We start from the raw sequence: 22,062 nt of genomic DNA, 5'->3' as shown, positions 1-22,062 counted from the left end.
GGGACAGAGGCCGAGATCCGGCCCGCGCTCCCGCCTCCGGGCCCGCTCTCCCCCGTTCAGCCATGTCGGTCCGTCCCTCTCGCCCCAGGCTGCTCGGCCGTCTTCTCGCCGGTGCAGCAGGTGGCAGTGATCCGGTGGTCACCGGTCCCGGACACGACGAGTTCCATGACCTCCGCCTCCCTCGAACTGTGGCTGCACCAGCCCTCATTGGGGATCTTTGCCCCCAGATGGCTTCCTTCAGCCGAAGACTGTGCCACAACGGGTTGCAGTCGCGAAAGAGCTCCCCAAGGGACGGGACGCGGGGCTGCGCACGGGGGTGAAGGTTTCCGTGTCGCCCGGTTCCGGAGTTGGGCTGGTGGGACGTCGTTCGGCATTCCGCGACCTCCTTTCGGGTCTGATGAGAACGGGCCTCGCGTCGCCGGCACGGGCTCACTCCCCCGTCAGCGATCCGAGATCCGTTCCGGAGCCGAGGAGCATGGCGGCGCCCATGAGGAGCACGGTGGCGGGGATCATGAAGGTGGTGACCATCAGGGTGGCCTTGGGAACCGCTTTGGCCGCCCTGCGCCTGGCGTTCTGGGCATCGGTGCGGCGCATGTCGTTCGCGATGGCGATGAGGGTGTCCACGATCGGCGCCCCGAGTTCCTCACCCTGCTGGAGTGCGGTGACGAACATGGCGACCTGTTCGGAGTCGTTGCGTTTGCGTAGTTCGTCGAAGGCCTGGCGGCGGCTGACCCCCATGTCCATCTGCCGCAGGGTGATCCGCAGTTCGTCGGCCCAGGGGCCCGAGTACTTCTCCGACACCCGGTCCAGTGCCTGCCGGAAGCCGAGTCCGGCGGAGACGACGACGGCGAGGACGTCCAGGAAGTCAGGGAGTGTGCGGTCGATGTCGTCCCTGCGTTTGCGGACCGCGGCCCAGATGCCGACCTCGCCCCAGAAGAGCCCGAAGGCGACCATGAGGAGGGCCATGAGGTACTGGCCGCTGCTGAGCATCGCGAAGGCCGCGAAGGCGCCGAGGGCGCTGTAGACGGCTCGGCGGGCGGCGTAGCGGTCGATGGTGAGTCCACCGGGGTTGCCGGCCATGTCGATCTTGCGGCGTTTCTCGTTGACCTTCTTCGGCCCCATCAGGCGGAGCACGAGGGGCGCCCAGCGCATCCCGAGCCGGTCGAGGCCGGAGCCCACCACGGTGGTGCGGGTCGAGCCCATCTCGAGGGCGAGGGCGAGGTCGTCGGGGAGGGCGGCCTCGGCCCGGTACATCCGCACCCCCTTGAAGATGCCGAACACGCTGAGGCCGACCACGAGAGCGAGCAGCAGTTCCATGTCGGTCGGTCCCCTCCTCAGATATCGATCTTGGAAATGCGGCGGATGCCGATGAATCCGACGGCGTAGAGCCCGAGCGAGATGACGACGGCGGTCTGGCCGAGGAACGATCCCGTCATCCGGTCGAGCGCGCCGGGCATGATCGAGTTCACCAGGAGCATCGCGCCGACGCCGATGGCCGGAACCGCGTACGCGGTGGCGTTGATCTGGGAGAGCTGGGTGCGGACCTCGCGCCGGGTCTCCTTGCGCTCCTCCAGGGTGACGGTGAGGTTGCGCAGCGAGGACACCACCTGGCCGCCGGCCCGGTTGGAGAGGATCAGGGTGGCGACGAGTACGACCAGCTCGCGGGACGGCAGGCGGGCGGCGAGTTCGTCCAGCGCGTCGTCGAGCGTGCGGCCCACTCCCAGCTGGTCGGCGACGACGCGGAGTTCGTCGCCTGCGGGTGACTCGAGTTCGTCGGCGGCCATGGCGATGGACGTACGCAGGGAGAGCCCGGCCTGGGTGGCGTTGGCCAGCACCCGGGAGATCTCCGGCAGTTGGCTGATGAAGGCCTCGGTGCGCTTGGTGCGGTGCCAGTTCAGGAAGGTGTTGGCGCCCCAGATCCCGGCGAGCCCGGCGAGCGGGCCGAAGAACGAGGCCAGGACGGACGCCGCGATCAGCCACAGGGCCGCGACGCCGGCAAACACGTAGACGAGGTATTCGCCCGGGGTGACGTCGAGCCCGGTGGCCGCGAGCTTCAGCTCGATCCTCTTGCCCGTCCTCGTGCGGCGCAGCCTGCGGTCCAGGCCCCGGAAGCGGCGCTGCGGGCCCTTCTCGATCTGCCCGGTCGAGGTGAGCCGGTCGACGAGCGCTTCGCGCTGGGCCTTGCCCGAGGTGTACGCGTGCAGGCCCAGGACGCCGAGTACACAGCACAGCAGCGTGACACCGAGGGTGAGCGGTGCGAGGTTGTCCATGTCGGGGTACCTATCTGGCCTCTCGGGTGGCGAGGTGTTCGTCGGTCGGCGCGACCCCGAATGCCTGAGGGACCGGCTGTCCGGCCATGTACAGCCGGTCGGCGATACGTCGCGGGAGCGGGAGGGCCTGGAACTCGCCTTGTATCACGCCGTCGGCGTCCATCGGCCGGGCGTTGAACCGGGCGACGGTGACGATCCTGTAGGGGTCACGCCCGTGTGAGTCGAGCACGGCGATCTCGGTGACCTTCCTGGCACCGTCGGCGTGCCGGGTCAGCTGGACGATCACGTCCACGGCGCTGTTGATCTGGTCGTGCAGAGCCTCGAAGGGGATCTTGATCTCGGACATCGACGCGAGGGTCTGGAGACGCATCAGCGCGTCCTCCGCGCTGTTGGCGTGGACGGTGGCGAGCGAACCGTCGTGGCCGGTCGACATCGCCTGGAGCATGTCGAGTGATTCGCCGCCTCGGACCTCACCGACGACGATGCGGTCGGGACGCATGCGCAGCGAGTTGCGCACCAGGTCGCGGATGGTGACCTGGCCCTTTCCTTCCACGTTCGCGGGGCGGGACTCCAGCCGGATCACGTGGTTCTGCTGGAGCTGGAGCTCGGCGGAGTCCTCGATGGTGACGATGCGTTCGTGCTCGGGGATGAGTCCGGAGAGCGCGTTGAGCAGGGTGGTCTTGCCCGTGCCGGTTGCCCCGGAGACGATCACGTTGAACTTGGCCTGGACGAGACCGGCGAGCAGCAGCAGCATCTGCTGGTCCAGCGAGCCGAAGCCGATCATCTCCTGAAGCGTGAAGGATCTCGGGAAGCGTCGGATGGTGAGCGTCGCGCCGGTGAGTGAGAGCGGCGGAATGACGACGTTGACGCGCTCCCCACTGGGCAGGCGGGCGTCGACCATCGGGTTGGCCTCGTCCACGCGGCGGTTCACGGTGGAGACGATGCGCTCGATCGTCTGCATGAGCTGCTCGTGGCTGGCGAAGCGCATCGGGAGCTGCTCGACCCGGCCCGCCCGTTCGACGAAGATCTGGTCGGGTCCGTTGACCATGATCTCGGTGATGGAGGCGTCCTCCAGCAGTGGTTCGAGGACGCCGAGCCCGAGGGCCTCGTCGACGACCCGGCGGATGAGCTGGGAGCGTTCGACGGTGGAGAGGACGGGGCCCTCGCGGCTGATGATGTGGCCCAGGACGCGTTCCAGCCGGGCCCGGCGGTCGGCGGCGGCCAGCGAGGACATCTCCGCGAGGTCGATCTCCTCGAGGAGCTTCGCGCGGTACGTGGCGACCAGATGGCCGTCCTCCCGTCCCCCTCCGCGCTCCTCGGGGGCGGTGATGCGTGCCCGCAGGCTCATGGGCGGTACTCCTCGGTTCGGATGGGTGCGCTCAGTCGCGGGGCATGGTGGCGGACTTCTCGACGGTCCGGTCACCGAGCAGACCGAGCAGGACGTCCGGGACGGTGACCGTGACGTTCACCGTGACCGAGTCGCCCCCGGCAGGTGCCGAGATCCGGGCCCGCTCGGCGACCCAGCCGGTCATGGACGCCCTCCCGACCCGTGCGTAGGAACCGGCCACCTCCTCCTGGGCGGCGGTACGCGCGGCGGCCCTGGCCGCGGTGCCTGCCTGCTGCGCGGTGTACGCGACCAGGCAGAGCTGGATACCGGCGAGAGCGATCAGGAGGAGGACGGGGAGGAAGCCCAGGTACTCGATGGCGGTCGAGCCCCGGTCCCTGCCCCTGCCCTGCTGCTCCGGTCCGGCCGCGTGTGGGCTGCGTGAACGTGACATGCCGCGTCACTCCCCTTCGGCGGCGGCGCCGGCCGTCGCCGTGACGGGAATGGGAAGGCCTACGAAGCCCGGGAAGAGCACGGGGGCCTCCAGCCTGACGGTGGCCGTGACCACGTCGTCCCCGGCGCCGCAGTCGATGGCCGCGGACCCCTCCCAGGCGCTGGGGAGCCGTTCGTACACAGCTGCCGCACAACTGCTCTGGAGGTCCCCGGCGCCCGCGCCGGCCGCGTCCCGTACGCCTTCGTCCGCCGCGCCGCTCGCCAGGGTGAACGTGTAACCCACCAGCACCGCCTGCCAGAGCAGCACCAGTGTCACCAGGATGATCGGCACCATCCCGGTGAACTCGACGCTGATCTGGCCGCGGTCGCCTCTCGGCCGTGCCCGTATGCGGCCTGGTCCTCCCGCGTCCCTCGTCACGGCCGGCCTCCCCCGCTGGTCGTGCCGCCCTTGCGTCGACGGCCCGCGATCGAGCCCCTGTCACCGCGCAGCGCCTTGCCGCGCTGGTGCGTTCCCGGAGTCGCCGGAGTTCCCGGAGGGGGCTTCACGAGTCCGAGCTCTCCCGCCAGGGCCCACAGGGCCTGCTTCACGGTGGAGCGCGGGTCCAGTTCGTGCATCCGCCCGGAGTCCACCGCCCCCTGGAGCTCCTTGAAGTTCGCCGGAACCGCTGTTCCCGCCATCCGGGTGCCGGTGATGCGCTGGACCAGCGCGGGCTGGATCTCCGTGTTGCGGTTCAAGCGGTTGACGAGGGTGACGGTCTCCTCGGCCTTGCGGATCTGGAGCCGGTCCCACATCCGGACGATGCGCTTGGCGCCACGTACCGCGATGACGTCGGGTGTGGTCACCAGCACGGCGGTGTCCGCCATCTCGATCGCCGCGGCGTTGGCTCCGCTCATCTGGCTTCCGCAGTCGACGACGACGACCTCGTAGCGCGAGCGCAGGGCGCTGACGATCTGGCGTGCGGCACGGTCGCTGACCTCTTCCCCTCGTTCGCCCTCCCCGGGCGCCAGCAGCAACGCCAGGCCCGTCTCGTGCGAGAAGACGGCATCGGAGAGGACCCGTGGGGATATGTCGGCGATGGCCGCCAGGTCGACGACGGAGCGCCGGAACTGCACATCGAGATAGGCGGCGACGTCACCGGCCTGGAGGTCCAGGTCGACGAGTGCGGCCGTGTACCCGGAGGCCTGCGCCGCCAGGGCCAGCTGTACGGCCGTGAGGGTCGCCCCGACTCCTCCCTTGGCCCCGGTGACGGTGACGACCGTGCCGCCGGGCCCGGCGAACACATCACCGCGGGAGCCGAGGTGGCGTCGTACGCCCGTGGACCACTGGGCGGCGGCCTGTACACGGTTGGCGAGTTCCTCGTAGCTCAGGGGGAGGGTGACCAGGCCCCGTGCGCCCGCGTCCATGGACGCGGCGAAGAGTCCGGGGCTCGCGTCCGTGGTGATCAGCACGACCCCCACGGCGGGGAAGCGCAGGGAGACCTCCCGGACCAGCTCCAGGGCGGGCACCGGGCCGATCCGCTCGTGCACCAGGACGACCTCGGGCAGCTCGTCGACGGACTCGCCGGCGAGGCGGGCGAGTGTGTCGACGAGTTGCGTCGAGTCTCCGACCGGAGCCGCCGGTTCGGCGTCGGGGAGCTGACTCAGCAGGGTGGTCACGGACCGGGCCGCGTCGGCGTCGCCGACGGCGGGGAGGATTCTGGTGGTCATCCCATCCTCACTTGTCCTTGTCGAGCGTGTAGGTCCGGTCGCCCGGGCGGATGGTGGAGTCGCTGCCGGGAGCGATCAGGGCGAGGCGTACGTGCTGGGCGAAGGACTCGGCGTAGGCCACGCGCTGGGTGTCGAGGGTGTTGAGCGCGAAGGTGATCGGCACGGCCTCGGTGGCCTGGTTCCGGTCTTCCTTACGCGGTTCCAGGGCGGTCAGTTCGCCGACGTCGAGGACCTTGGCGTTGGAGACGATGACCTTGGACTGGGACACCTCGCCCTCCTCCTCACCCGCGAAGGTGGCGTAGATGTTCACCTTGTCGTTCGGCCGGATCTTGCCCGCCACCCCCGTCGCGGCGTCGATCATGATGGCGATCTCCTGCTCACCCGGCTTCAGCTCCGGGCTCTCCACCATCATGTCGGACTGCATCAGGGATCCCTTCCGCAGCGTGGTGACGGCGATCTTGCCGTCGACCTCCTCGATCTCCGTGACGGCGTTGTCCGAAAGCCAGCGCTCGGGCATGGCGACCTTTTCGAACTGGTCGGCCGACAGCGCCTTGTACGGAGCCACGTCCGCCTTGAGCCGGTAGGCGTCGACCTCGGGGCCGACCTTCGCGTTGACGTCGCTGATCACCGAGAACACCCCGGCGAAGGCGCCGAGCGCGCACAGGACCGACAGGAGCAGGAGTATCACGCCGCGGCGCTGGCGGGAGTTCATGGGCCGGACAACCTCGTTCGAATCGGATGCGTGGTGCGGCGGACAGGAGGGATGCGCGGCTCCGCACGGTTCTGGGCGCGCTCTAGGAGCTCGGTGGCGCGGGCGCTCCCGTGGTCAGGACACCCACGGGTTGCATGCGGTTCTCCGGCGGCGCCAGGGGGGAGGAGCAGAACCCGCAGCGGTCGCCGATGAGTTCCATTCCGCACCAGTGGCACTTTTCCCGCCGTACGGAGGAGACGAGCTGATAGAGCACGGAGATGTCCGGGAGGAAGGAGGCGAATTCCACGAGTTTCCCCGTCCCCCACCAACGCGGTGAACCGGAAGGCAGCGCGCACTCGTGCACGGCTTGTACGCCCCATGCCGGGGCGAGGGTCTGCTGCACCCAGTCGGATGTCAGCTGCCCCTTGGCGACGATCAGGTGCGAGGCGTACGACGGCCCGGCCGGAGGCTCGACGGACGGACCGATCTTGAGGAGCTGCGGGCTGGGGCCGGAGACCACGACGAACATCGATCCGGGCACCCAGGACTTCGCGTGCGTCTTGAGGCTGACGGGGACCCGGTCGAGCCTGGCCACCGAGTTCAACAGGGCACCGGCCTGGACGTAGTGGGCGAGCAACCGCGCCGCCGAGGCCACCACTCCGGGGCTGAAGTCACAGATGGACAGTTGTCGCAACTGACGCACGAGCACGGCCACACCGAGCGGCGGAAGGTCCACCTTGAGCAGGGCGATGCGGTCGCTCTCCAAAACCGAACGGACGGCGTGCAGTCTGCGTTCATGGGCGGGGCTGATACCCGTGGGATAGACCGCGATCACATGACCGTGCTGCTCCAGAAGCAGGTGCATGTCACCGATCGCGAGATCCAGCGGCTGGGCTTCGGGCGCCTGCAGCAGGGCCGCTGTGGGCGTCTGCTGATCGGTCGGCGGTAGCACCAGATCAGCACTGGTCACTGCTATTGCGGTCGGCACGCTCGTCCCCGTTCGGCTCCGGCCGTCGTCTGCGGTGACTCCGGTCGCAATCGCTCCTGCTGGGTACTTCCTCCCCAGCACTTTAGCCACGTCATACCAGGCAGAGAACAGATATCGGAACCCAGTACGAAGACGTGGGGCACACAGGGGCACAACGCCTCTGTACGAAATCGGGCGAAAGGACTGGCCGGCAACCCCCGGGCCACTGCGCAGAGTTACTCGGGCCGACCGGGTTTGAAATCCGGGTGAATTCAACTCCGCACGTCAGGACGGAACATGGGAACTCCCGCCGATCCCTGCGGATATCCGCTCCGTCACGTCCCGGGTGTCGCGACCGAGTCACCCGTCCGGGTGGGGACGCTCGAGCGCGCGAGAGCGATCACCCGAAGGCGAGCGGCGGACGACTCGCACGCAGGACTCACCCCACGGTCCGCATCCGGCCCGTCAGAGGTCTTGACAACTCGATTGGTCTGGACCAGTTTATCCGCCAACGGTGGCCACCGTTCCCGCCGGCACCCCCAACTCCCCCACCGGAGGCAGCAAGTGGAACGCTCCGCAGGCAGCAGCAGGCACAGAAGGCGCCGGGTCCGGCCGTTCCTCGGCGGCGCCGTCGCCGTCGTCGCGGCCGGGGCGCTGGGCGTCACCGGGCTCGTCGGCACCGCGCAGGCGGCCGACGTCAACGTGGCGAAGAACGCCGGATTCGAGTCCGGGCTCGCCAACTGGACCTGTTCCGGCGGCAGCGGCACCACCGTCTCCTCCCCCGTGCACGGCGGCGCCTCCGCGCTCAGGGCCACCCCGGCCGGGCAGGACAACGCCAGGTGCACGCAGACCGTGGCCGTGAAGCCCGGCTCCACCTACACGCTCAGCTCCTGGGTGCAGGGCGGTTACGCCTATCTCGGGGCCACCGGCACCGGGACGACGGACGTCTCCACCTGGTCCCCCGCATCCAGCAGCTGGACCCAGCTGCGGACCAGCTTCACCACCGGCCCCTCCACCACCTCGGTCACCGTCTACATGCACGGCTGGTACGGCCAGGCCGCCTACGTCGCGGACGACGTCCAGGTCACCGGGCCCGACGGTGGCGGTGGCACGGATCCGGAGCCCACGATCCCCGGGGCCCCCGCCGGGCTGGCCGTCGGTACGACGACCTCCTCCTCCATCGCCCTGACCTGGAACGCCGTCTCCGGCGCGACCGGCTACACCGTCTACCGGGGCGGCACGAAGGCGACCACCTCCACCGGCACCTCCGCCACGGTCACCGGGCTGGCCGCGGACACCGCGTACCAGTTCTCCGTCAGCGCGACCAACGCGGCCGGGGAGTCCGTCAAGTCGGCCACGGTCAGCGGCCGTACGGCGAAGGTCTCCGACCCGGGTCCCGGGCCGGAGACCTCGGTGCCCAAGCACGCGGTGACCGGTTACTGGCAGAACTTCGACAACGGCGCCGCCGTCCAGAAACTGAGCGACGTCCCCGCGCACTACGACATCATCGCCGTCTCCTTCGCGGACGCCACGGCCACGCCCGGAGCCGTCACCTTCAACCTGGACTCGGCGGGGCTCGACGGCTACACCGTCGACCAGTTCAAGGCCGACATCAGGGCCAAGCAGGCCGCCGGCAAGAACGTCATCATCTCCGTGGGCGGTGAGAAGGGCTCCGTCGCCGTCAACAGCGACGCCTCCGCCACCGCGTTCGCCGACTCGGTGTACGCGCTGATCCAGGAGTACGGCTTCAACGGCGTCGACATCGACCTGGAGAACGGCCTGAACTCCACCTACATGACGAAGGCGCTGCGCTCCCTGTCGTCGAAGGCGGGCTCCGGCCTCGTCATCACGATGGCGCCGCAGACGATCGACATGCAGTCGACCTCCGGTGAGTACTTCAGGACGGCGCTCAACATCAAGGACATCCTGACCGTCGTCAACATGCAGTACTACAACAGCGGTTCGATGCTGGGCTGCGACGGCAAGGTCTACTCGCAGGGCTCGGTCGACTTCCTCACCGCGCTCGCCTGCATCCAGTTGGAGGGCGGCCTCGCCCCGTCCCAGGTCGGCCTCGGTGTCCCCGCCTCCACGCGTGGCGCGGGAAGCGGTTACGTCGCCCCGTCCGTCGTGAACGCGGCCCTGGACTGCCTGGCCAAGGGCACGAGCTGTGGCTCGTTCAAGCCGTCCAGGACGTACCCGGACATCCGTGGCGCGATGACCTGGTCCACGAACTGGGACGCCACCGCGGGCAACGCCTGGTCCAACGCGGTCGGCCCGCACGTCCACGGGCTCCCGTAACCTCAGCCCCTCGGTCCGAAGGACCAGCGGCGCCGCCGCTCCCCGGCGGCGCCGCTGCGTCGTCACGCCTGCGTACGCGCCTTCACCAGGGCAGGTCGATCACCTGCTTGACGCACAGCACGATGAACAGCAGCCCCGCCGCGCCCAGCATCCCGTTGCTGAGCCAGCCGTTGCGCCATTCACGCGGCGTACGGTCGGAGTTCAGCAGCCACAGCAGGGTCAGGGCCAGGAACGGCATGAAGAACGCGCCCAGGACGCCGTAGCCGATGACCAGCCCGAAGGGCTCGTCCAGCCACAGCAGCGTCATCGGCGGGAAGGTCAGCCAGAGCAGGTACGCGCGGAAGGGCAGGGACCGCTCCTGCCGGCCGACCTTCTCGCCGCTCGCCTTCTCCACGCTCGCGCCACTGCGGGCCGCCTGGATCCGCTCCACGAAGTCGGCGAACATCAGGCTCACGCCGTGCCACACACCGATGAGCGACGAGAACGACGTCGCGAAGAAGCCGACCAGGAACAGCTTCGCGGTGCCCGCCCCGAAGCGGTCCTCCAGGACCTGGCCGAGGTCGATCAGCCCACGGTCGCCCTTCGTCAGGGCGATCTGCGAGGAGTGCAGCAGTTCGGCGCCGACGATCAGCATGGCGACGACGAAGACCCCGGTGGTGATGTAGGCGGCCCGGTTGTCGAGCCGCATCACCTTCATCCAGGAGGTGTCGGACCATCCCTTGGCGTTGACCCAGTACCCGTACGCCGCCATGGTGATGGTGCCGCCGACCCCGCCGATCAGCCCGAGCGTGTAGATCAGCGAGCCGTCGGGGAGGACGGGGAGCAGCCCCGCGAAGGAGGCGCCGACGTCCGGCACCACCCGGATCGCCACGTAGACCACGACGACGAACATCACGCCGATCAGGACCGTCATGACCTTCTCGAAGACGGCGTACTGGTTGAACCAGACGAAGACCAGACCGATCAGCCCGGTGATGATCGCCCAGGTCTTCAGGCCGGGCCCGTCGGGGAACAGTGCGACGATGGGCAGGGCGCTGGAGGACATGGCCGTCGCGCCGTACACGAAGCCCCAGATGACGACGTACACGGCGAAGTAACCCGTGGTCCACCCGCCGAGGGTGCGCCAGCCCTCGAAGAGGGTGCGGCCCGTGGCGAGGTGCCAGCGGCCCACGGCCTCCGCGAGGGAGATCTTCACCAGGCAGCCGATCACGGCCGCCCACATGAGGGTGTACCCGAACTTGCTGCCCGCGATGAGTGTCGCGACCAGGTCCCCCGCTCCGACACCGGTGGCCGCGACGACGATGCCGGGCCCGATGTAGCGCCAGCTCGATTTACGCGGCTGGGAGCCGGGCTCCCCCGTCCCTGTGATCTCGCTTGTCTCCGCCATGTCGATCAACGAAGCGCATCACGCCGGATCGCACAAGGGGGCGCGGCGTACCGATCGGAGGACGGCCCCGATCGGTACGACGCCCTCGTGTGGGCTGCCCCGCAACGCGTGGCGCACCCACCAGGACGTGCGGGACCGACCTCAGATGACCAGGCTCAGCGCCGCGGCGACCACGAAGCCTGCGACCGAGAGGACCGTCTCCAGGACCGTCCAGGTCTTCAGGGTGTCGCGCTCGGAGATGCCGAAGTACTTCGAGACCATCCAGAAACCGCCGTCGTTCACGTGTGAGGCGAAGATGGAGCCCGCCGAGATCGCCATGATGATCAGGGCGAGGTGGGCCTGCGACATGTCCTGGCCCTCGACCAGCGGGACGACGATGCCGGCGGTGGTGACGATCGCGACCGTCGCCGAGCCCTGGGCGACGCGCAGGACGACGGAGATCAGCCAGGCGAGCAGGATGACCGGCAGGCCGACGTCGTTGAAGGTGTCGGCGAGCGCGTCGGCGATGCCACTTCCCTTGAGCACGGCTCCGAAGATCCCGCCCGCGCCGACGACCAGCAGGATGTTGCCGACGGGCTTCAGCGAGGCGGTGGAGACCGATTCGAGGGACTTGCGGGACCAGCCGCGCCGGATGCCCAGCAGGTAGTAGGCGAGGAACAGCGCGATCGTCAGCGCGACGAAGGGGTTGCCGAAGAACTCGATGACGGAGCGCAGGGTGGAGGGATCCAGCGCGATGGAGGAGAACGTCGCGGCCAGGATGAGGATCAGCGGAGTGCCGATGATCGCGAGGACCGTGCCGAGCGGGACGGGCTTCTCGTGCGGGGTGACACCGGCGGCGCGCTGCTCGGCGACGACCGCGGCCTTGGACTCCTCGGCCGCCTCGACCATGTCCTGCGGTACGTCGACGAAGATGCGCTTGCCGATCCAGGCGGCGTAGCCCCAGGCGGCGAGGACGGACGGGATGCCGACGACGGCGCCCATCAGGATGACCCAGCCGAGGGAGACGTTGAACAGGCCCGCGGCGGCGACCGGTCCGGGGTGCGGCGGCAGGAAGGCGTGGGTCATCGAGAGGCCGGCCAGCAGCGGCATCGCGTAGAGGACGACGGACTTGCCGGAGCGTTTGGCGGCGGCGTAGACGATCGGCGCGAGGACGAAGATGCCGACGTCGAAGAAGACCGGGATGCCGAAGATGAGGCCGGTGAGGCCCATGGCGAGCGGGGCGCGCTTCTCTCCGAAGAGATTCAGCAGGCGGGCGCTCAGTACCTCCGCGCCGCCGGACACCTCGAGGATCGCACCGAGCATCGTGCCGAGCCCGATGATGATGGCGACGTGCCCGAGGATGCCGCCCATGCCGGACTCGATGACGGAGACGGCGGCGGACTTCTGGACCGTGCCGAAGAGTTCGGTGACGGAGAGTCCGGCACCCAGGCCGACGGCTATGGACACGGCGAGCAGGGCGACGAACGGCTGCAGCCTGACCTTGATGATCAGGAAGAGCAGGAGCGCGATGCCGAGGGCGGCGACGGTCAGCAGACCGGGGGTTCCGCCGATCAGGAGGAGCAGTCCACCGGTGTGGGGTGGCGCCTCGGCGGCGGGGGTGGCGGCGAGCAGCATGAGCGGTCAACTCCGTTGGTGACAGGGCCCTTCGGGCAGGGGGGAGCACGGCACGGCGGCCCCGTGGGGAAGGTGTGGGGCGCCGTGCCGTGCCGCTGGGTGCCGCGGTGGGGCGATGACCTCATCCGCGGCGGAGGGTGGATCAGCCGAGGACCGCGAGGGCGTCGATCTCGATGAGCAGTCCCCGGGGCAGGCCGACGTACACCGTCGTACGCGCGGCGGCGGGGGCCGTGAGGCCCTGCTCCTCGAAGTACTCGTTGTAGATCGCGTTCATCTCGGCGAAGTGGTCGACGTCCGTGAGGTAGACGCGCATCATCATCACGTCGTCCCAGCTCGCGCCGCCCTCCTCCAGGATCGCCTTGACGTTGGCGAAGGTCTGCAGGGTCTGCTCACGCAGGGTCGGGCCGGCCGGGGTCGGGGCCTGGCCCTCCACGGCGGGCAGGAAGCCGACCTGACCGGCGACCTGGAGGATGTTCCCCTTCTTCACGCCGTGCGAGAACCTGGCGGGCGGCGCGGTGTGGGTGCTGGGGGTGAGGGCGGTCTTCTCGGTCATGGCGGTTCAGGCTTTCTTGGTGGGGGCGGTGCCGGAGTACTCCCGGCTGATGGAGTCCGCGGTGCGGCGCACCAGCGGGAGCAGGGTGAGGAGTTCCTCGGCCGTGACGACCACGTTCGGTGCGGACACCGACATGGCGGCGACGACCCGCCCGTCCGCGCCCCGGATGGGGGCGCCGACGCAGTTGATGGACTCCTCGTGGCCGCCGAGGTCGGTGGCCCAGCCCTGTTCGCGTACGCCGGCGAGTTCCTTGAGGAAGGCGCCGGCGTTCGGGACCGAACGGGACGTGTACATGGGGTAGTCGAGCCGTTCGGCGATGGCGCGCCGCTCGGGCTCGGCGAGGTCGGCGAGGAGCAGCTTGGCGACCGCGGCGACGGTGATCGCGACGGGTTTGCCGATCCGTGAGTACATCCGGACGGGGTAGCGGCTCTCGACCTTGTCGATGTAGAGGACCTCGTTCTCCTCGTACACCGCGAGGTGGACGGTGTGCCCGCACTGCTCGTTGAGCGCGACGAGGTGGCTGTGGGCGATCTCGCGTACGTCGAGGTTCTCGACGGCTTCCTGCGCGAGCGCGAAGAGCCGGGCGCCGAGGCGGTAGCGCTGGTCGTCCTGACGGTAGACGAGTCCGTGCTCGTGGAGGGTACGGAGCAGGCGCAGCGCCGTGGACTTGTGGACGTCGAGCTGTTCGGCGACCTGGCCGAGGTCGGCGGGGCCCTGGGCGAGCAGCGGCAGGATGCTCAGCGCGCGGTCGACGGTCTGGCTCATCTGACTCGTACCTCCTCGTTCGCCCCGGCGGCGGCTGTCCAGCCGGGGCCGAGACGAAGTGTGCCCCAGGCGTCGTCGTCCAGGGCGGCCAGCCGGTCGGCGTGGGCGCGGGACGGGGGGCCTGTGAGGTCGCCGGGGACGGTGAGGACGGCGGCGGCCATGAGGTGGCCGTGCCGGGCGCGGTCGCGTACGGGCAGGTCGCGCAGGGTCGCGGAGAGGAAGCCGGCGGCGAAGGCGTCGCCGGCTCCGACTGCGGCGACGACGTCGACGTGGAGGGAGGGGACGGTGGTGACGGTGTCCTGCGCCCCGTCGCCGGCCGTCCGTGAGTAGACCGTGACGCCGTCCGCGCCCCGCTTGACGACCAGGACGTCCGGCTCCGGCAGGGCCGCGCGGATCGCTTCGGCGCCGTGGACGTCCCAGGCCTCCTCCGCCTCGTCCTCGCCGACGAAGACGAGGTCGCAGCGGCGGGCGAGGGCGAGCAGCACGTCCGGGCCGGTCCCGCCGTCGCGCCACAGGCCGGGGCGGTGGTTGACGTCGAAGGAGAGGAGCGGGCGGCCGTCGCGGGGGGCGGTGAGGTCGTGGAGCAGTGCCAGGCAGTCGGCGGAGAGCGCGGCGGTGATGCCGGACAGGTGGAGGACGCGGGTGGCGAGGAGGTCCTCGTACGGGGCGTTGAGGGGGGACATCGCGGAGGCCGCGGAGCCGGCCCGGTAGTACGCCACCTCGTGGGTGTCGGTGGCCCGGTCGGTGGCCGTGCGGAAGTAGATGCCGGTGGGGCGGTCCGGGTCGCGGCGCACGGCGGAGGTGTCGACCCCGTACGCCGTGATCGTGTCGACGAGGTGGTCGCCGAAGCCGTCGGCGCCGACCCGGCCGACCCATTTCGCCCGGTGGCCGGCGGCGGCGAGCGCGCAGGCGACGTTGGACTCGGCGCCGCCGATGCCGCGGCTGAAGGAGGGGACGTCGGCGAGGCGGCCCGGCTGCGAGGGCAGGAACGTCACCATGGACTCGCCGAGGCAGACGACGTCCGCGGTGGCTGTCCTGGCTGCGTGTCCGGACACTCTGGGCTCCTCATGGTCGGCCGTGGGCGCCGGCGCTCACCATTGACCCGGCATCGGCTCGGATGTTAGACAGCGTTAAGCGATATGCGCAATGGCCGTTGCAGAGAATGCAACGATCGTGTTCCCGAGGAGGATCCCTTGGCCGCCCAGCAGCCCCCCGCACAATCCGTGACGGCACTCGCCGGCGAACCGGTCGACCACCGCTTCAAGGCGCTGCCGCCCGACGCGGAGGGGCTGACCGTGGGCGCGCTGGCGGCCGAGCGCCGCAACCTCTTCACCGGCGGCTTCACCACCCCCGTGCTGGCCCTCTCCGCCGAGTCGGTCGAGGCGAACCTCGCCCTGCTGGAGACGTACGCGCAGCGGCACGGCCTGGCGTTCGCGCCCCACGGCAAGACGTCGATGTCCCCGCAGCTCTTCGCCCGTCAGCTGGAGTACGGCGCCTGGGGCATCACCGCCGCAGTCCCCCACCAGGCCCGGGTCTACCGCGCGTACGGCATCCAGCGGATCTTCCTGGCCAACGAGCTGGTCGACGCGGTCGCGCTGCGCCGGCTGGCCGGTGAGCTGGACGCCGACCCGGACTTCGTCTTCGCCTGTTACGTGGACTCCGTGCGCGGTGTCGAGCTGATGGACGAGGCGCTGCGCGCCGCGGGCGCCGTGCGCCCCGTGGACGTCGTGGTGGAGCTGGGAGCCGGCCTGACCGCCCGCACCGGCGCCCGCACGGAGGCCGACTGCGCGGCGGTCGCCGACGCGGTGGCCGCCACGTCCACCCTGCGCCTGGTGGGCGTCGCCGGATACGAGGGCGAGGTGCCGGACGCCTCCCCCGAGCGGGTACGGGAGTGGCTTCGCCGGCTCGTCGCACTGGCCGCGGACTTCGACGCGGCCGGCCGCTTCACGGCGCTGGCCGACGGCGAGGAGATCCTGGTCAGCGCGGGCGGCAGCGCGTGGTTCGACGCGGTCGCCGATGTCTTCGCCGAGATCCCCGCGCTGAGCCGGCCCGTCCTCAAGCTGCTGCGCTCCGGGGCGTACGTCAGCCACGACGACGGCCACTACCGCCACCTCACCCCCTTCAACCGGATCCCCGAGGAGGGCGCGCTGCAGCCCGCCTTCCGCCTCTGGGCCCAGGTCGTCTCCCGTCCCACGCCCGAGCAGGCCTTCGTCAACGCCGGGAAGCGTGACGCCGCCTACGACCTGGACCTCCCCGAGGCGCAGGTCGTCCGCTCCGCGCGCGACGGCTCGGTGCGGCCGGCCACCGGCATCACCGTCACCGGGCTGTCCGACCAGCACGGCTGGGTGCGTACGGAGGCGGACGCCGAGCTCGAGGTCGGCGACTGGATCGGCATGGGGCTCTCGCACCCCTGCACGTCCTTCGACAAGTGGCAGCTGATCCCGCTGGTGCAGGCGGACGGCACGGTCACCGACTACATCCGCACGTTCTTCTGATCCCGGCGGAACCGCTTCCCCACCCCCGAAAGGCGACCTCTCATGGACCTGGTCATCCGCGACGCCCGCGTCGTCGACGGCACCGGCGCCCCCTCCTACCGCGCCGACGTGGGCGTCACGGACGGCCGGATCACCGAGATCCGCAGGGAGGGCGACGGCCCCCGTCCCTCCGGCGCCCGCACCCTGGACGCCGACGGCCTCGCGCTCTCGCCGGGCTTCATCGACATGCACGCCCACAGCGACCTCGCGCTGCTGCGCGACCCCGACCACAGCGCGAAGGCCGCCCAGGGCGTCACCCTGGAAGTCCTCGGCCAGGACGGCCTGTCGTACGCCCCCTCCGACGACCGGACCCTCGCCGAGGTCCGCCGTTCCATCGCCGGCTGGAACGGCGACGGCAGCGACATCGACTTCGACTGGCGCACCGTCGGCGGCTACCTGGACCGCCTCGACCGCAACTTCGGCGGTCAGGGCATCGCCGTCAACGCCGCCTACCTCATCCCCCAGGGCACGGTCCGGATGCTCGCCGTCGGCTGGGACGACCGCCCCGCCACCGACACCGAGCTGGACCGCATGAAGGAGCTCGTCGCCCAGGGCATGGCCGAGGGCGCGGTCGGCATGTCCTCGGGCCTGACGTACACCCCGGGGATGTACGCGAAGGACGCCGAACTCACCGAGCTGTGCCGGGTCGTGGCGGCCCACGGCGGCTACTACTGCCCGCACCACCGCTCGTACGGCGCGGGTGCGCTCGCCGCGTACGAGGAGATGGTCCAGCTCACCCGCGACGCCGGCTGCGCCCTCCATCTCGCGCACGCCACCATGAACTTCGGTGTGAACAAGGGCAAGGCGCCGGACCTCCTCGCCCTCCTGGACGACGCGCTCGCGGCGGGCGCGGACATCTCCCTCGACACCTATCCGTACACCCCCGGCTGCACGACCCTCGTGGCGATGCTGCCCAGCTGGTCGAGTGAGGGCGGGCCCGGGTCGATCCTGACCCGGCTCGCGGACGGGGCGACGGCGGAACGGATCCGCCACCACCTGGAGGTCGTGGGGTCCGACGGCTGCCACGGTGTGCCGATCGAGTGGGACACCATCGAGATCTCCGGCGTCGGCTCACCGGACCTGGCCGGATACGTCGGCCGTACGGTGGCCGAGTCCGCCCGGCTGCGCGGCGAGGAGCCCTGGGTGACGGCCCGCCGACTGCTCACCGAGGACCGGCTGGGCACCACGATCCTCCAGCACGTCGGCCACGAGGAGAACGTGCGGCAGATCATGCGCCACAGGGTGCACACCGGCGGCAGCGACGGCATCCTCCAGGGCGACAAGCCGCACCCCCGCGCGTACGGCACGTTCCCCCAGTACCTCGGGCGGTACGTGCGGGAGCTGGGCATCCTCTCGTTGGAGGAGTGCGTCGCCCACCTCACCTCACGCCCGGCGGCCCGGCTGCGCCTGCCGGACCGTGGCCACGTCCGCGAGGGCTACCGCGCCGACCTGGTCCTCTTCGACCCGGCCACGGTGGCGGCCGGGTCGACGTTCGACGAGCCGCGCACGCTGCCGGTGGGCATCCCGCACGTCCTCATCGACGGCCGCTTCGTGATCGAGGACGGCAGGCGGACCTCCGCCCTGGCGGGCCGGGCGGTGCGAGGGGCGGGCCGCCGGGCACAGGGCTGACCGGCCCGCCCCGCCCCCACGGCTACGGTTTGGGCAGCGCGCAGCCGGCCCGGTTCAGGTCGATCTGGTTGCCCGCGCCGATACACGGCACGATGCCGTAGGTCTGCTGGGCGTAGTTGATGCCCTCGCGGACCGTCACGGTGCCGTTCTCGTCCACCTCGCACGGGTTGTTGTCCGTGCATCGCTGCCCGTCCTCGTTCCCGGTGTTGTTGACGGCGACGACCTTGCCCGTCGCGTCATTGATCACCGGGGACCCGGACGTACCGCCGATGGTCCGGCAGGCGGAGGTGTAGCGCACCGAGTCCTTCCAGGTCCAGGCCCCCTCCTTGAGGCGGTACGCGAACCCGTCGACGGCGCAGCTGTAGGTGCGCTTCCAGTACCCGGACGCGACCGTGACGGCGGTGCCCTGCGTCGGGCGCGCGGCGTCGAGTTCCAGGGCCTTGATGCCGTAGGAGCTCTCGATCTGGGCGTAGGTGCGGGTCAGCTGGTAGAGCGAGACGTCGGTGTCCGTCATCGTCCCGTACGCGATCTTGCCGGCCCGCAGGGTGCCGACGCCGCTGCCCGCCGCGTTCAGCAGGGTGAAGCTGCGGGTCGAGGGCCGGTTGAGCAGCACCTCGCCCGGGTCCGGGAAGCCGGTCTCCAGGCAGTGGCCGTTGGACAGGACGAGGGCCGGGTCGCCGGGCAGCGACGAGGGCGCCCGGACGACCGAGCCGGAACAGTTGCTGAGCGCCACCGTGCCGGCGAAGGTGACCGCCTTGGCACGGACTTCGGTCGCGTCAGGGCTCGTGGCCGCGGCCGCGGGTGCGACGCCCGCCCCGAGGAGCAGGACGGAAAGAAGTGCGCCGACGAGAGGCTTGTTCATGTGGGGTCCCCTCCAGATGCGTCTGTCACCGGAGTTCTTCCGGTTTTGACATGCGCATGTTGACGCACGGGGAGGATCGCCGACAAGGGGCGGAATCAAGCCGCCCGACGGAGCGGAGCGACGACCTCGCCGCACCCTCGCGCACGGACCGACCCCGGCCCGACGCCGTCCGCGCGGCCGCGTCCGGCCGACGCGGCTTCGGGTGCGACGCGCCCTACGCCGCAGCGGCCTCGCGCGCGTACGTCACCGCCTGGAGGAGGGACAGGCCCGGCTCCGCCGTGCGGAGCGCCTTGATCGCGGCCACGGAGTCGACCGGCCCCTCGTGCCCGGCCGCAGCGAGCCGCTGCCGCACCCATCGGGCCCGCAGCTCCGTGTCCGGGACCGAGCCGGCCTCGGCGACGAGCGCGAGGGCCCGTTCCAGGCCGGGGCGCTCGGTGGCCGGCGCCGTACCGAGCGCCTCGCGGAGCAGTTCGGTGATGCCCGGCGCGTCACGCAGCACGAGCACGGCCATGTCCCGCCGCATCCGCTTCTCGAAATTGATCATGCGGGGAGCCTGCCCCGGACCGCCCACGCCCGCACGGGATTTGAGGAACATCTGAGTGGTCTGCGTAGGGTCGTCGTATGACACTCGATCTCGACGCCTACTTCGCCCGCATCGGATGGTCCGGGGAGCGCCGCCCCGGCGTGGAGGTGCTGCGGTCCGTGCACCGCGCCCACATGCTGGGAATCCCGTTCGAGAATCTGGAGCCCCTCCTCGACAGCGCCCCGTCCCTCGCGCTCCCGGACCTGGAGAGAAAACTCGTCCGCAGTGAGCGCGGCGGGTACTGCTACGAGCACAACACCCTTTTCGCGGCCGTCCTGACCCAGCTCGGCTTCCGCGTGACGCTGCTGACCGCGCGGGTGGTGCTGGGGGCCGCCCCCGGTGACATCCGCCCCCGTACGCACATGCTGATGCAGGTCGATGTGGAGGGTGAGCCCGTCTCCTGGCTGGCGGACGTCGGTTTCGGCGCGCCCGGCGCGCTGCTGGAGCCGATCCCGCTCGTGGTGGACACCGAGCTGCTCGACACACCGCGCCGCCACCGTCTCGTGCACGCCCCGCACGACGGGCCGCTGGAGATGTGGGAGCTGCAGACGGACAAGGGCGGCTACTGGGAGCCGCAGTACGAGTTCACGCTGGAGCCCTTCGAGGCACCGGACTACGACGTCATCAACTGGCACATCGCGACCAACCCGCGCTCGCCGTTCCGCCAGGCGGTCTACGTCCAGCGCACCCTGCCCGGCCTGCACCGGGCCCTCTCCGGGCGGACGCTGGTGGAGACGGCCGACGACGGCACGGTCCAGGAGCGGGAGCTGAGCGGCTCCGGCGAGGTGCTGCGGGTGCTGGCCGAGGACTTCGGCGTACGGCTGCCCGAGGGGACCGTGCTGCCCGGCTGAACAGGGGGTGGGCACGGGTGCGCCCGGGGCGGGTGGACACGGGGTGCGCCCGGGGCCGTCAGCCCCGCGTGGCGCATCTCACCCGTCCCGGGCACCACGCCCGCATTCCAAGCCGCGGCGCGGCCCCGACCGGCCGTTCCCACGGTGCGCGGCCGGGGCGGCATGCCGATGGAAGACCCGGCGCGCCGTCGCGGGCCTCAGGAGGGACCGGCCGGGCCGGGAATCGGGAGCACCGCGCGAAACACGGTCGTAAGCTCGCGGACATGCAGGTCATCCAGTCCACGAAGCTCTCCGGCGTCTGTTACGAAATCCGCGGCCCCGTGCTCGAGGAAGCGATGCGGCTCGAAGCCGCAGGTCATCGCATCCTCAAGCTCAACACGGGCAACCCCGCGGCATTCGGTTTCGAGTGCCCGCCGGAGATCCTCGAGGACATCCTGCGCAACCTGTCGGGCGCGCACGGCTACGGCGACGCGAAGGGCCTGCTGTCCGCGCGCCGTGCGGTGATGCAGCACTACCAGACCAAGGGGATCGACCTCGACGTCGAGGACGTCTACCTGGGCAACGGCGTGTCCGAGCTGATCCAGATGTCGATGCAGGCGCTGCTCGACGACGGTGACGAGGTGCTCGTCCCGGCTCCGGACTATCCGCTGTGGACGGCCTCGGTCTCGCTGGCCGGAGGTACGGCCGTGCACTACCGGTGCGACGAGCAGGCCGACTGGATGCCCGACCTCGCCGACATCGAGCGGAAGATCACCGATCGCACCAAGGCGCTCGTGATCATCAACCCGAACAATCCGACGGGCGCGGTCTACGACGAGGAGATGCTGCGCGGGCTCACGGAGATCGCCCGGCGCCACAACCTCGTCGTCTGCTCCGACGAGATCTACGACCGGATCCTCTACGACGGTGCGACGCACACGCCCACCGCCGCCGTCGCCCCGGATCTGATGGTGCTCACCTTCAACGGGCTCTCCAAGAACTACCGGATCGCCGGATACCGTTCCGGGTGGATGGCGGTCTGCGGCCCGAAGGCGCACGCCTCCTCGTACATCGAGGGCCTGACGATCCTGGCCAACATGCGGCTGTGCGCCAACATGCCCGCGCAGCACGCGGTGGCCACCGCGCTCGGCGGGCGCCAGTCGATCGACGAACTGGTGCTGCCTGGCGGCCGGATCCTGGAGCAGCGGGACGTGGCGTACGACCTGCTGACGCGGATCCCCGGGGTGACCTGTGTGAAGCCGAAGGGTGCGCTGTACCTCTTCCCACGGCTGGACCCCAAGGTCTACAAGATCAAGGACGACCGGCAGATGGTCCTCGACCTGCTGCGGGCCGAGAAGATCATGGTGGTGCACGGCACGGGCTTCAACTGGCCGGAGCCCGACCATTTCCGGGTGGTCACCCTGCCGCCGGCCCAGGACCTGACCGACGCGGTGACGCGCATCGGGAACTTCCTGGACGGTTACAGCCAGCCCTGAGTGCCCACGTCCGGGCCTGCTGAGCGCCCGCGTCCGGCCCTGGGCGCCAAGATTTCTCGGACCCCACATAACTTTAGACAGAATCTAAGATAGGATGGC

Annotated in this window: 20 protein-coding genes; 5 read left to right on the top strand and 15 right to left on the bottom strand. The window is 70.4% G+C overall.

Translation table 11 applies throughout. The features are described from left to right. Positions 1-429: 429 nt before the first annotated feature. From ACFYSH_RS03530 to ACFYSH_RS03495, 8 genes are all read right to left on the bottom strand, one after another. Positions 430-1,317 (bottom strand): DUF5936 domain-containing protein, encoded by an 888-nt coding sequence (locus ACFYSH_RS03530; RefSeq protein ID WP_359466940.1) that lies wholly within the window; start codon positions 1,315-1,317, stop codon positions 430-432. 17 nt (positions 1,318-1,334) lie between these two features. Beyond that, on the bottom strand, positions 1,335-2,270 hold the full coding sequence (locus ACFYSH_RS03525; protein ID WP_359466942.1) for a type II secretion system F family protein: 936 nt from the start codon (positions 2,268-2,270) through the stop codon (positions 1,335-1,337). Between the two features lie 10 nt (positions 2,271-2,280). After that, on the bottom strand, positions 2,281-3,618 hold the full coding sequence (locus tag ACFYSH_RS03520; protein WP_359466945.1) for a CpaF family protein: 1,338 nt from the start codon (positions 3,616-3,618) through the stop codon (positions 2,281-2,283). 31 nt (positions 3,619-3,649) lie between these two features. After that, positions 3,650-4,048: a TadE/TadG family type IV pilus assembly protein gene (locus ACFYSH_RS03515; protein ID WP_388750712.1), complete on the bottom strand. Its 399-nt coding sequence runs from the start codon at positions 4,046-4,048 to the stop codon at positions 3,650-3,652. A gap of 6 nt (positions 4,049-4,054) precedes the next feature. Continuing rightward, positions 4,055-4,465: a TadE/TadG family type IV pilus assembly protein gene (locus tag ACFYSH_RS03510; RefSeq protein ID WP_388750709.1), complete on the bottom strand. Its 411-nt coding sequence runs from the start codon at positions 4,463-4,465 to the stop codon at positions 4,055-4,057. Then, positions 4,462-5,754, bottom strand: coding sequence for a CpaE family protein (locus tag ACFYSH_RS03505; protein ID WP_388750706.1), 1,293 nt, complete (start codon positions 5,752-5,754; stop codon positions 4,462-4,464). Before ACFYSH_RS03505 ends, ACFYSH_RS03510 begins: the two co-directional genes overlap by 4 nt. 7 nt (positions 5,755-5,761) lie before the next feature. Next, positions 5,762-6,466 (bottom strand): Flp pilus assembly protein CpaB, encoded by a 705-nt coding sequence (gene cpaB / locus ACFYSH_RS03500; RefSeq protein WP_359466951.1) that lies wholly within the window; start codon positions 6,464-6,466, stop codon positions 5,762-5,764. 82 nt (positions 6,467-6,548) lie between these two features. Further along, complete coding sequence (locus tag ACFYSH_RS03495; protein WP_388750703.1) at positions 6,549-7,415, bottom strand: hypothetical protein; 867 nt, start codon at positions 7,413-7,415, stop codon at positions 6,549-6,551. A gap of 561 nt (positions 7,416-7,976) precedes the next feature. Between ACFYSH_RS03495 and ACFYSH_RS03490 the strand changes: the two genes are divergently transcribed. After that, on the top strand, positions 7,977-9,710 hold the full coding sequence (locus tag ACFYSH_RS03490; RefSeq protein WP_388750700.1) for a chitinase: 1,734 nt from the start codon (positions 7,977-7,979) through the stop codon (positions 9,708-9,710). A gap of 82 nt (positions 9,711-9,792) precedes the next feature. Here the strand turns inward: ACFYSH_RS03490 and ACFYSH_RS03485 are convergent, their stop codons facing one another. The 5 genes from ACFYSH_RS03485 to ACFYSH_RS03465 form a co-directional block, all read right to left on the bottom strand. After that, the gene (locus tag ACFYSH_RS03485; protein ID WP_359466960.1) at positions 9,793-11,097 is read right to left on the bottom strand and encodes an Nramp family divalent metal transporter; all 1,305 of its coding nucleotides are present in this window, start codon (positions 11,095-11,097) and stop codon (positions 9,793-9,795) included. Positions 11,098-11,238: 141 nt separating this feature from the next. Beyond that, on the bottom strand, positions 11,239-12,711 hold the full coding sequence (locus ACFYSH_RS03480) for a gluconate:H+ symporter (RefSeq protein ID WP_359466962.1): 1,473 nt from the start codon (positions 12,709-12,711) through the stop codon (positions 11,239-11,241). Positions 12,712-12,853: 142 nt separating this feature from the next. Further along, entirely contained in the window at positions 12,854-13,264 is a 411-nt protein-coding gene (locus ACFYSH_RS03475; protein WP_359466965.1) for a RidA family protein, read from the bottom strand. Between the two features lie 6 nt (positions 13,265-13,270). Continuing rightward, a complete protein-coding gene (locus ACFYSH_RS03470) occupies positions 13,271-14,029 on the bottom strand; it encodes an IclR family transcriptional regulator (RefSeq protein ID WP_359466968.1) in 759 nt (252 codons plus the stop codon). Further along, positions 14,026-15,084, bottom strand: coding sequence for a sugar kinase (locus ACFYSH_RS03465; RefSeq protein WP_388750696.1), 1,059 nt, complete (start codon positions 15,082-15,084; stop codon positions 14,026-14,028). The genes ACFYSH_RS03470 and ACFYSH_RS03465 overlap by 4 nt, the downstream gene beginning before the upstream one ends. 84 nt (positions 15,085-15,168) lie before the next feature. Here ACFYSH_RS03465 and ACFYSH_RS03460 point away from each other — a divergent pair, with 84 nt between their 5' ends. Together ACFYSH_RS03460 and ACFYSH_RS03455 are read left to right on the top strand one after the other, a co-directional pair. Beyond that, positions 15,169-16,524: an alanine racemase gene (locus ACFYSH_RS03460; RefSeq protein ID WP_388750692.1), complete on the top strand. Its 1,356-nt coding sequence runs from the start codon at positions 15,169-15,171 to the stop codon at positions 16,522-16,524. 42 nt (positions 16,525-16,566) lie between these two features. Then, positions 16,567-18,192 carry an amidohydrolase family protein gene (locus ACFYSH_RS03455; RefSeq protein WP_388750689.1) on the top strand — a complete coding sequence of 542 codons (1,626 nt, stop codon included), beginning with the start codon at positions 16,567-16,569 and terminating at the stop codon, positions 18,190-18,192. Positions 18,193-18,214: 22 nt separating this feature from the next. On the opposite strand, the gene ACFYSH_RS03450 is transcribed toward ACFYSH_RS03455, so the two are convergent. Both ACFYSH_RS03450 and ACFYSH_RS03445 read right to left on the bottom strand, forming a co-directional pair. Next, positions 18,215-19,054, bottom strand: coding sequence for a serine protease (locus ACFYSH_RS03450; RefSeq protein ID WP_359466979.1), 840 nt, complete (start codon positions 19,052-19,054; stop codon positions 18,215-18,217). 214 nt (positions 19,055-19,268) lie between these two features. Continuing rightward, on the bottom strand, positions 19,269-19,598 hold the full coding sequence (locus ACFYSH_RS03445; protein WP_359466982.1) for a hypothetical protein: 330 nt from the start codon (positions 19,596-19,598) through the stop codon (positions 19,269-19,271). Positions 19,599-19,675: 77 nt separating this feature from the next. Between ACFYSH_RS03445 and ACFYSH_RS03440 the strand changes: the two genes are divergently transcribed. Together ACFYSH_RS03440 and ACFYSH_RS03435 are read left to right on the top strand one after the other, a co-directional pair. Further along, the gene (locus ACFYSH_RS03440; protein ID WP_388750685.1) at positions 19,676-20,488 is read left to right on the top strand and encodes an arylamine N-acetyltransferase; all 813 of its coding nucleotides are present in this window, start codon (positions 19,676-19,678) and stop codon (positions 20,486-20,488) included. Between the two features lie 263 nt (positions 20,489-20,751). Next, entirely contained in the window at positions 20,752-21,963 is a 1,212-nt protein-coding gene (locus tag ACFYSH_RS03435) for a pyridoxal phosphate-dependent aminotransferase (protein ID WP_359466988.1), read from the top strand. The last annotated feature ends 99 nt before the right edge of the window (positions 21,964-22,062 follow it).

Origin of the sequence: Streptomyces sp. NPDC005791, from assembly GCF_042871485.1 — a bacterium.
GTDB lineage: Bacteria > Actinomycetota > Actinomycetes > Streptomycetales > Streptomycetaceae > Streptomyces.
This window is presented reverse-complemented; position numbering and strand designations above follow the sequence as displayed.

What these genes read in the sequence shown, in the direction of transcription:
- ACFYSH_RS03475 (WP_359466965.1), bottom strand. Translation starts at nt 13,264, where the DNA reads ATGACCGAGAAGACCGCCCTCACCCCCAGCACCCACACCGCGCCGCCC.
- ACFYSH_RS03470 (WP_359466968.1), bottom strand. Translation starts at nt 14,029, where the DNA reads ATGAGCCAGACCGTCGACCGCGCGCTGAGCATCCTGCCGCTGCTCGCC.
- ACFYSH_RS03450 (WP_359466979.1), bottom strand. Translation starts at nt 19,054, where the DNA reads ATGAACAAGCCTCTCGTCGGCGCACTTCTTTCCGTCCTGCTCCTCGGG.
- ACFYSH_RS03485 (WP_359466960.1), bottom strand. Translation starts at nt 11,097, where the DNA reads ATGGCGGAGACAAGCGAGATCACAGGGACGGGGGAGCCCGGCTCCCAG.
- ACFYSH_RS03445 (WP_359466982.1), bottom strand. Translation starts at nt 19,598, where the DNA reads ATGATCAATTTCGAGAAGCGGATGCGGCGGGACATGGCCGTGCTCGTG.
- ACFYSH_RS03520 (WP_359466945.1), bottom strand. Translation starts at nt 3,618, where the DNA reads ATGAGCCTGCGGGCACGCATCACCGCCCCCGAGGAGCGCGGAGGGGGA.
- ACFYSH_RS03460 (WP_388750692.1), top strand. Translation starts at nt 15,169, where the DNA reads ATGCGCAATGGCCGTTGCAGAGAATGCAACGATCGTGTTCCCGAGGAG.
- ACFYSH_RS03455 (WP_388750689.1), top strand. Translation starts at nt 16,567, where the DNA reads ATGGACCTGGTCATCCGCGACGCCCGCGTCGTCGACGGCACCGGCGCC.
- cpaB (WP_359466951.1), bottom strand. Translation starts at nt 6,466, where the DNA reads ATGAACTCCCGCCAGCGCCGCGGCGTGATACTCCTGCTCCTGTCGGTC.
- ACFYSH_RS03530 (WP_359466940.1), bottom strand. Translation starts at nt 1,317, where the DNA reads ATGGAACTGCTGCTCGCTCTCGTGGTCGGCCTCAGCGTGTTCGGCATC.
- ACFYSH_RS03440 (WP_388750685.1), top strand. Translation starts at nt 19,676, where the DNA reads ATGACACTCGATCTCGACGCCTACTTCGCCCGCATCGGATGGTCCGGG.
- ACFYSH_RS03505 (WP_388750706.1), bottom strand. Translation starts at nt 5,754, where the DNA reads ATGACCACCAGAATCCTCCCCGCCGTCGGCGACGCCGACGCGGCCCGG.
- ACFYSH_RS03435 (WP_359466988.1), top strand. Translation starts at nt 20,752, where the DNA reads ATGCAGGTCATCCAGTCCACGAAGCTCTCCGGCGTCTGTTACGAAATC.
- ACFYSH_RS03515 (WP_388750712.1), bottom strand. Translation starts at nt 4,048, where the DNA reads ATGTCACGTTCACGCAGCCCACACGCGGCCGGACCGGAGCAGCAGGGC.
- ACFYSH_RS03525 (WP_359466942.1), bottom strand. Translation starts at nt 2,270, where the DNA reads ATGGACAACCTCGCACCGCTCACCCTCGGTGTCACGCTGCTGTGCTGT.
- ACFYSH_RS03480 (WP_359466962.1), bottom strand. Translation starts at nt 12,711, where the DNA reads ATGCTGCTCGCCGCCACCCCCGCCGCCGAGGCGCCACCCCACACCGGT.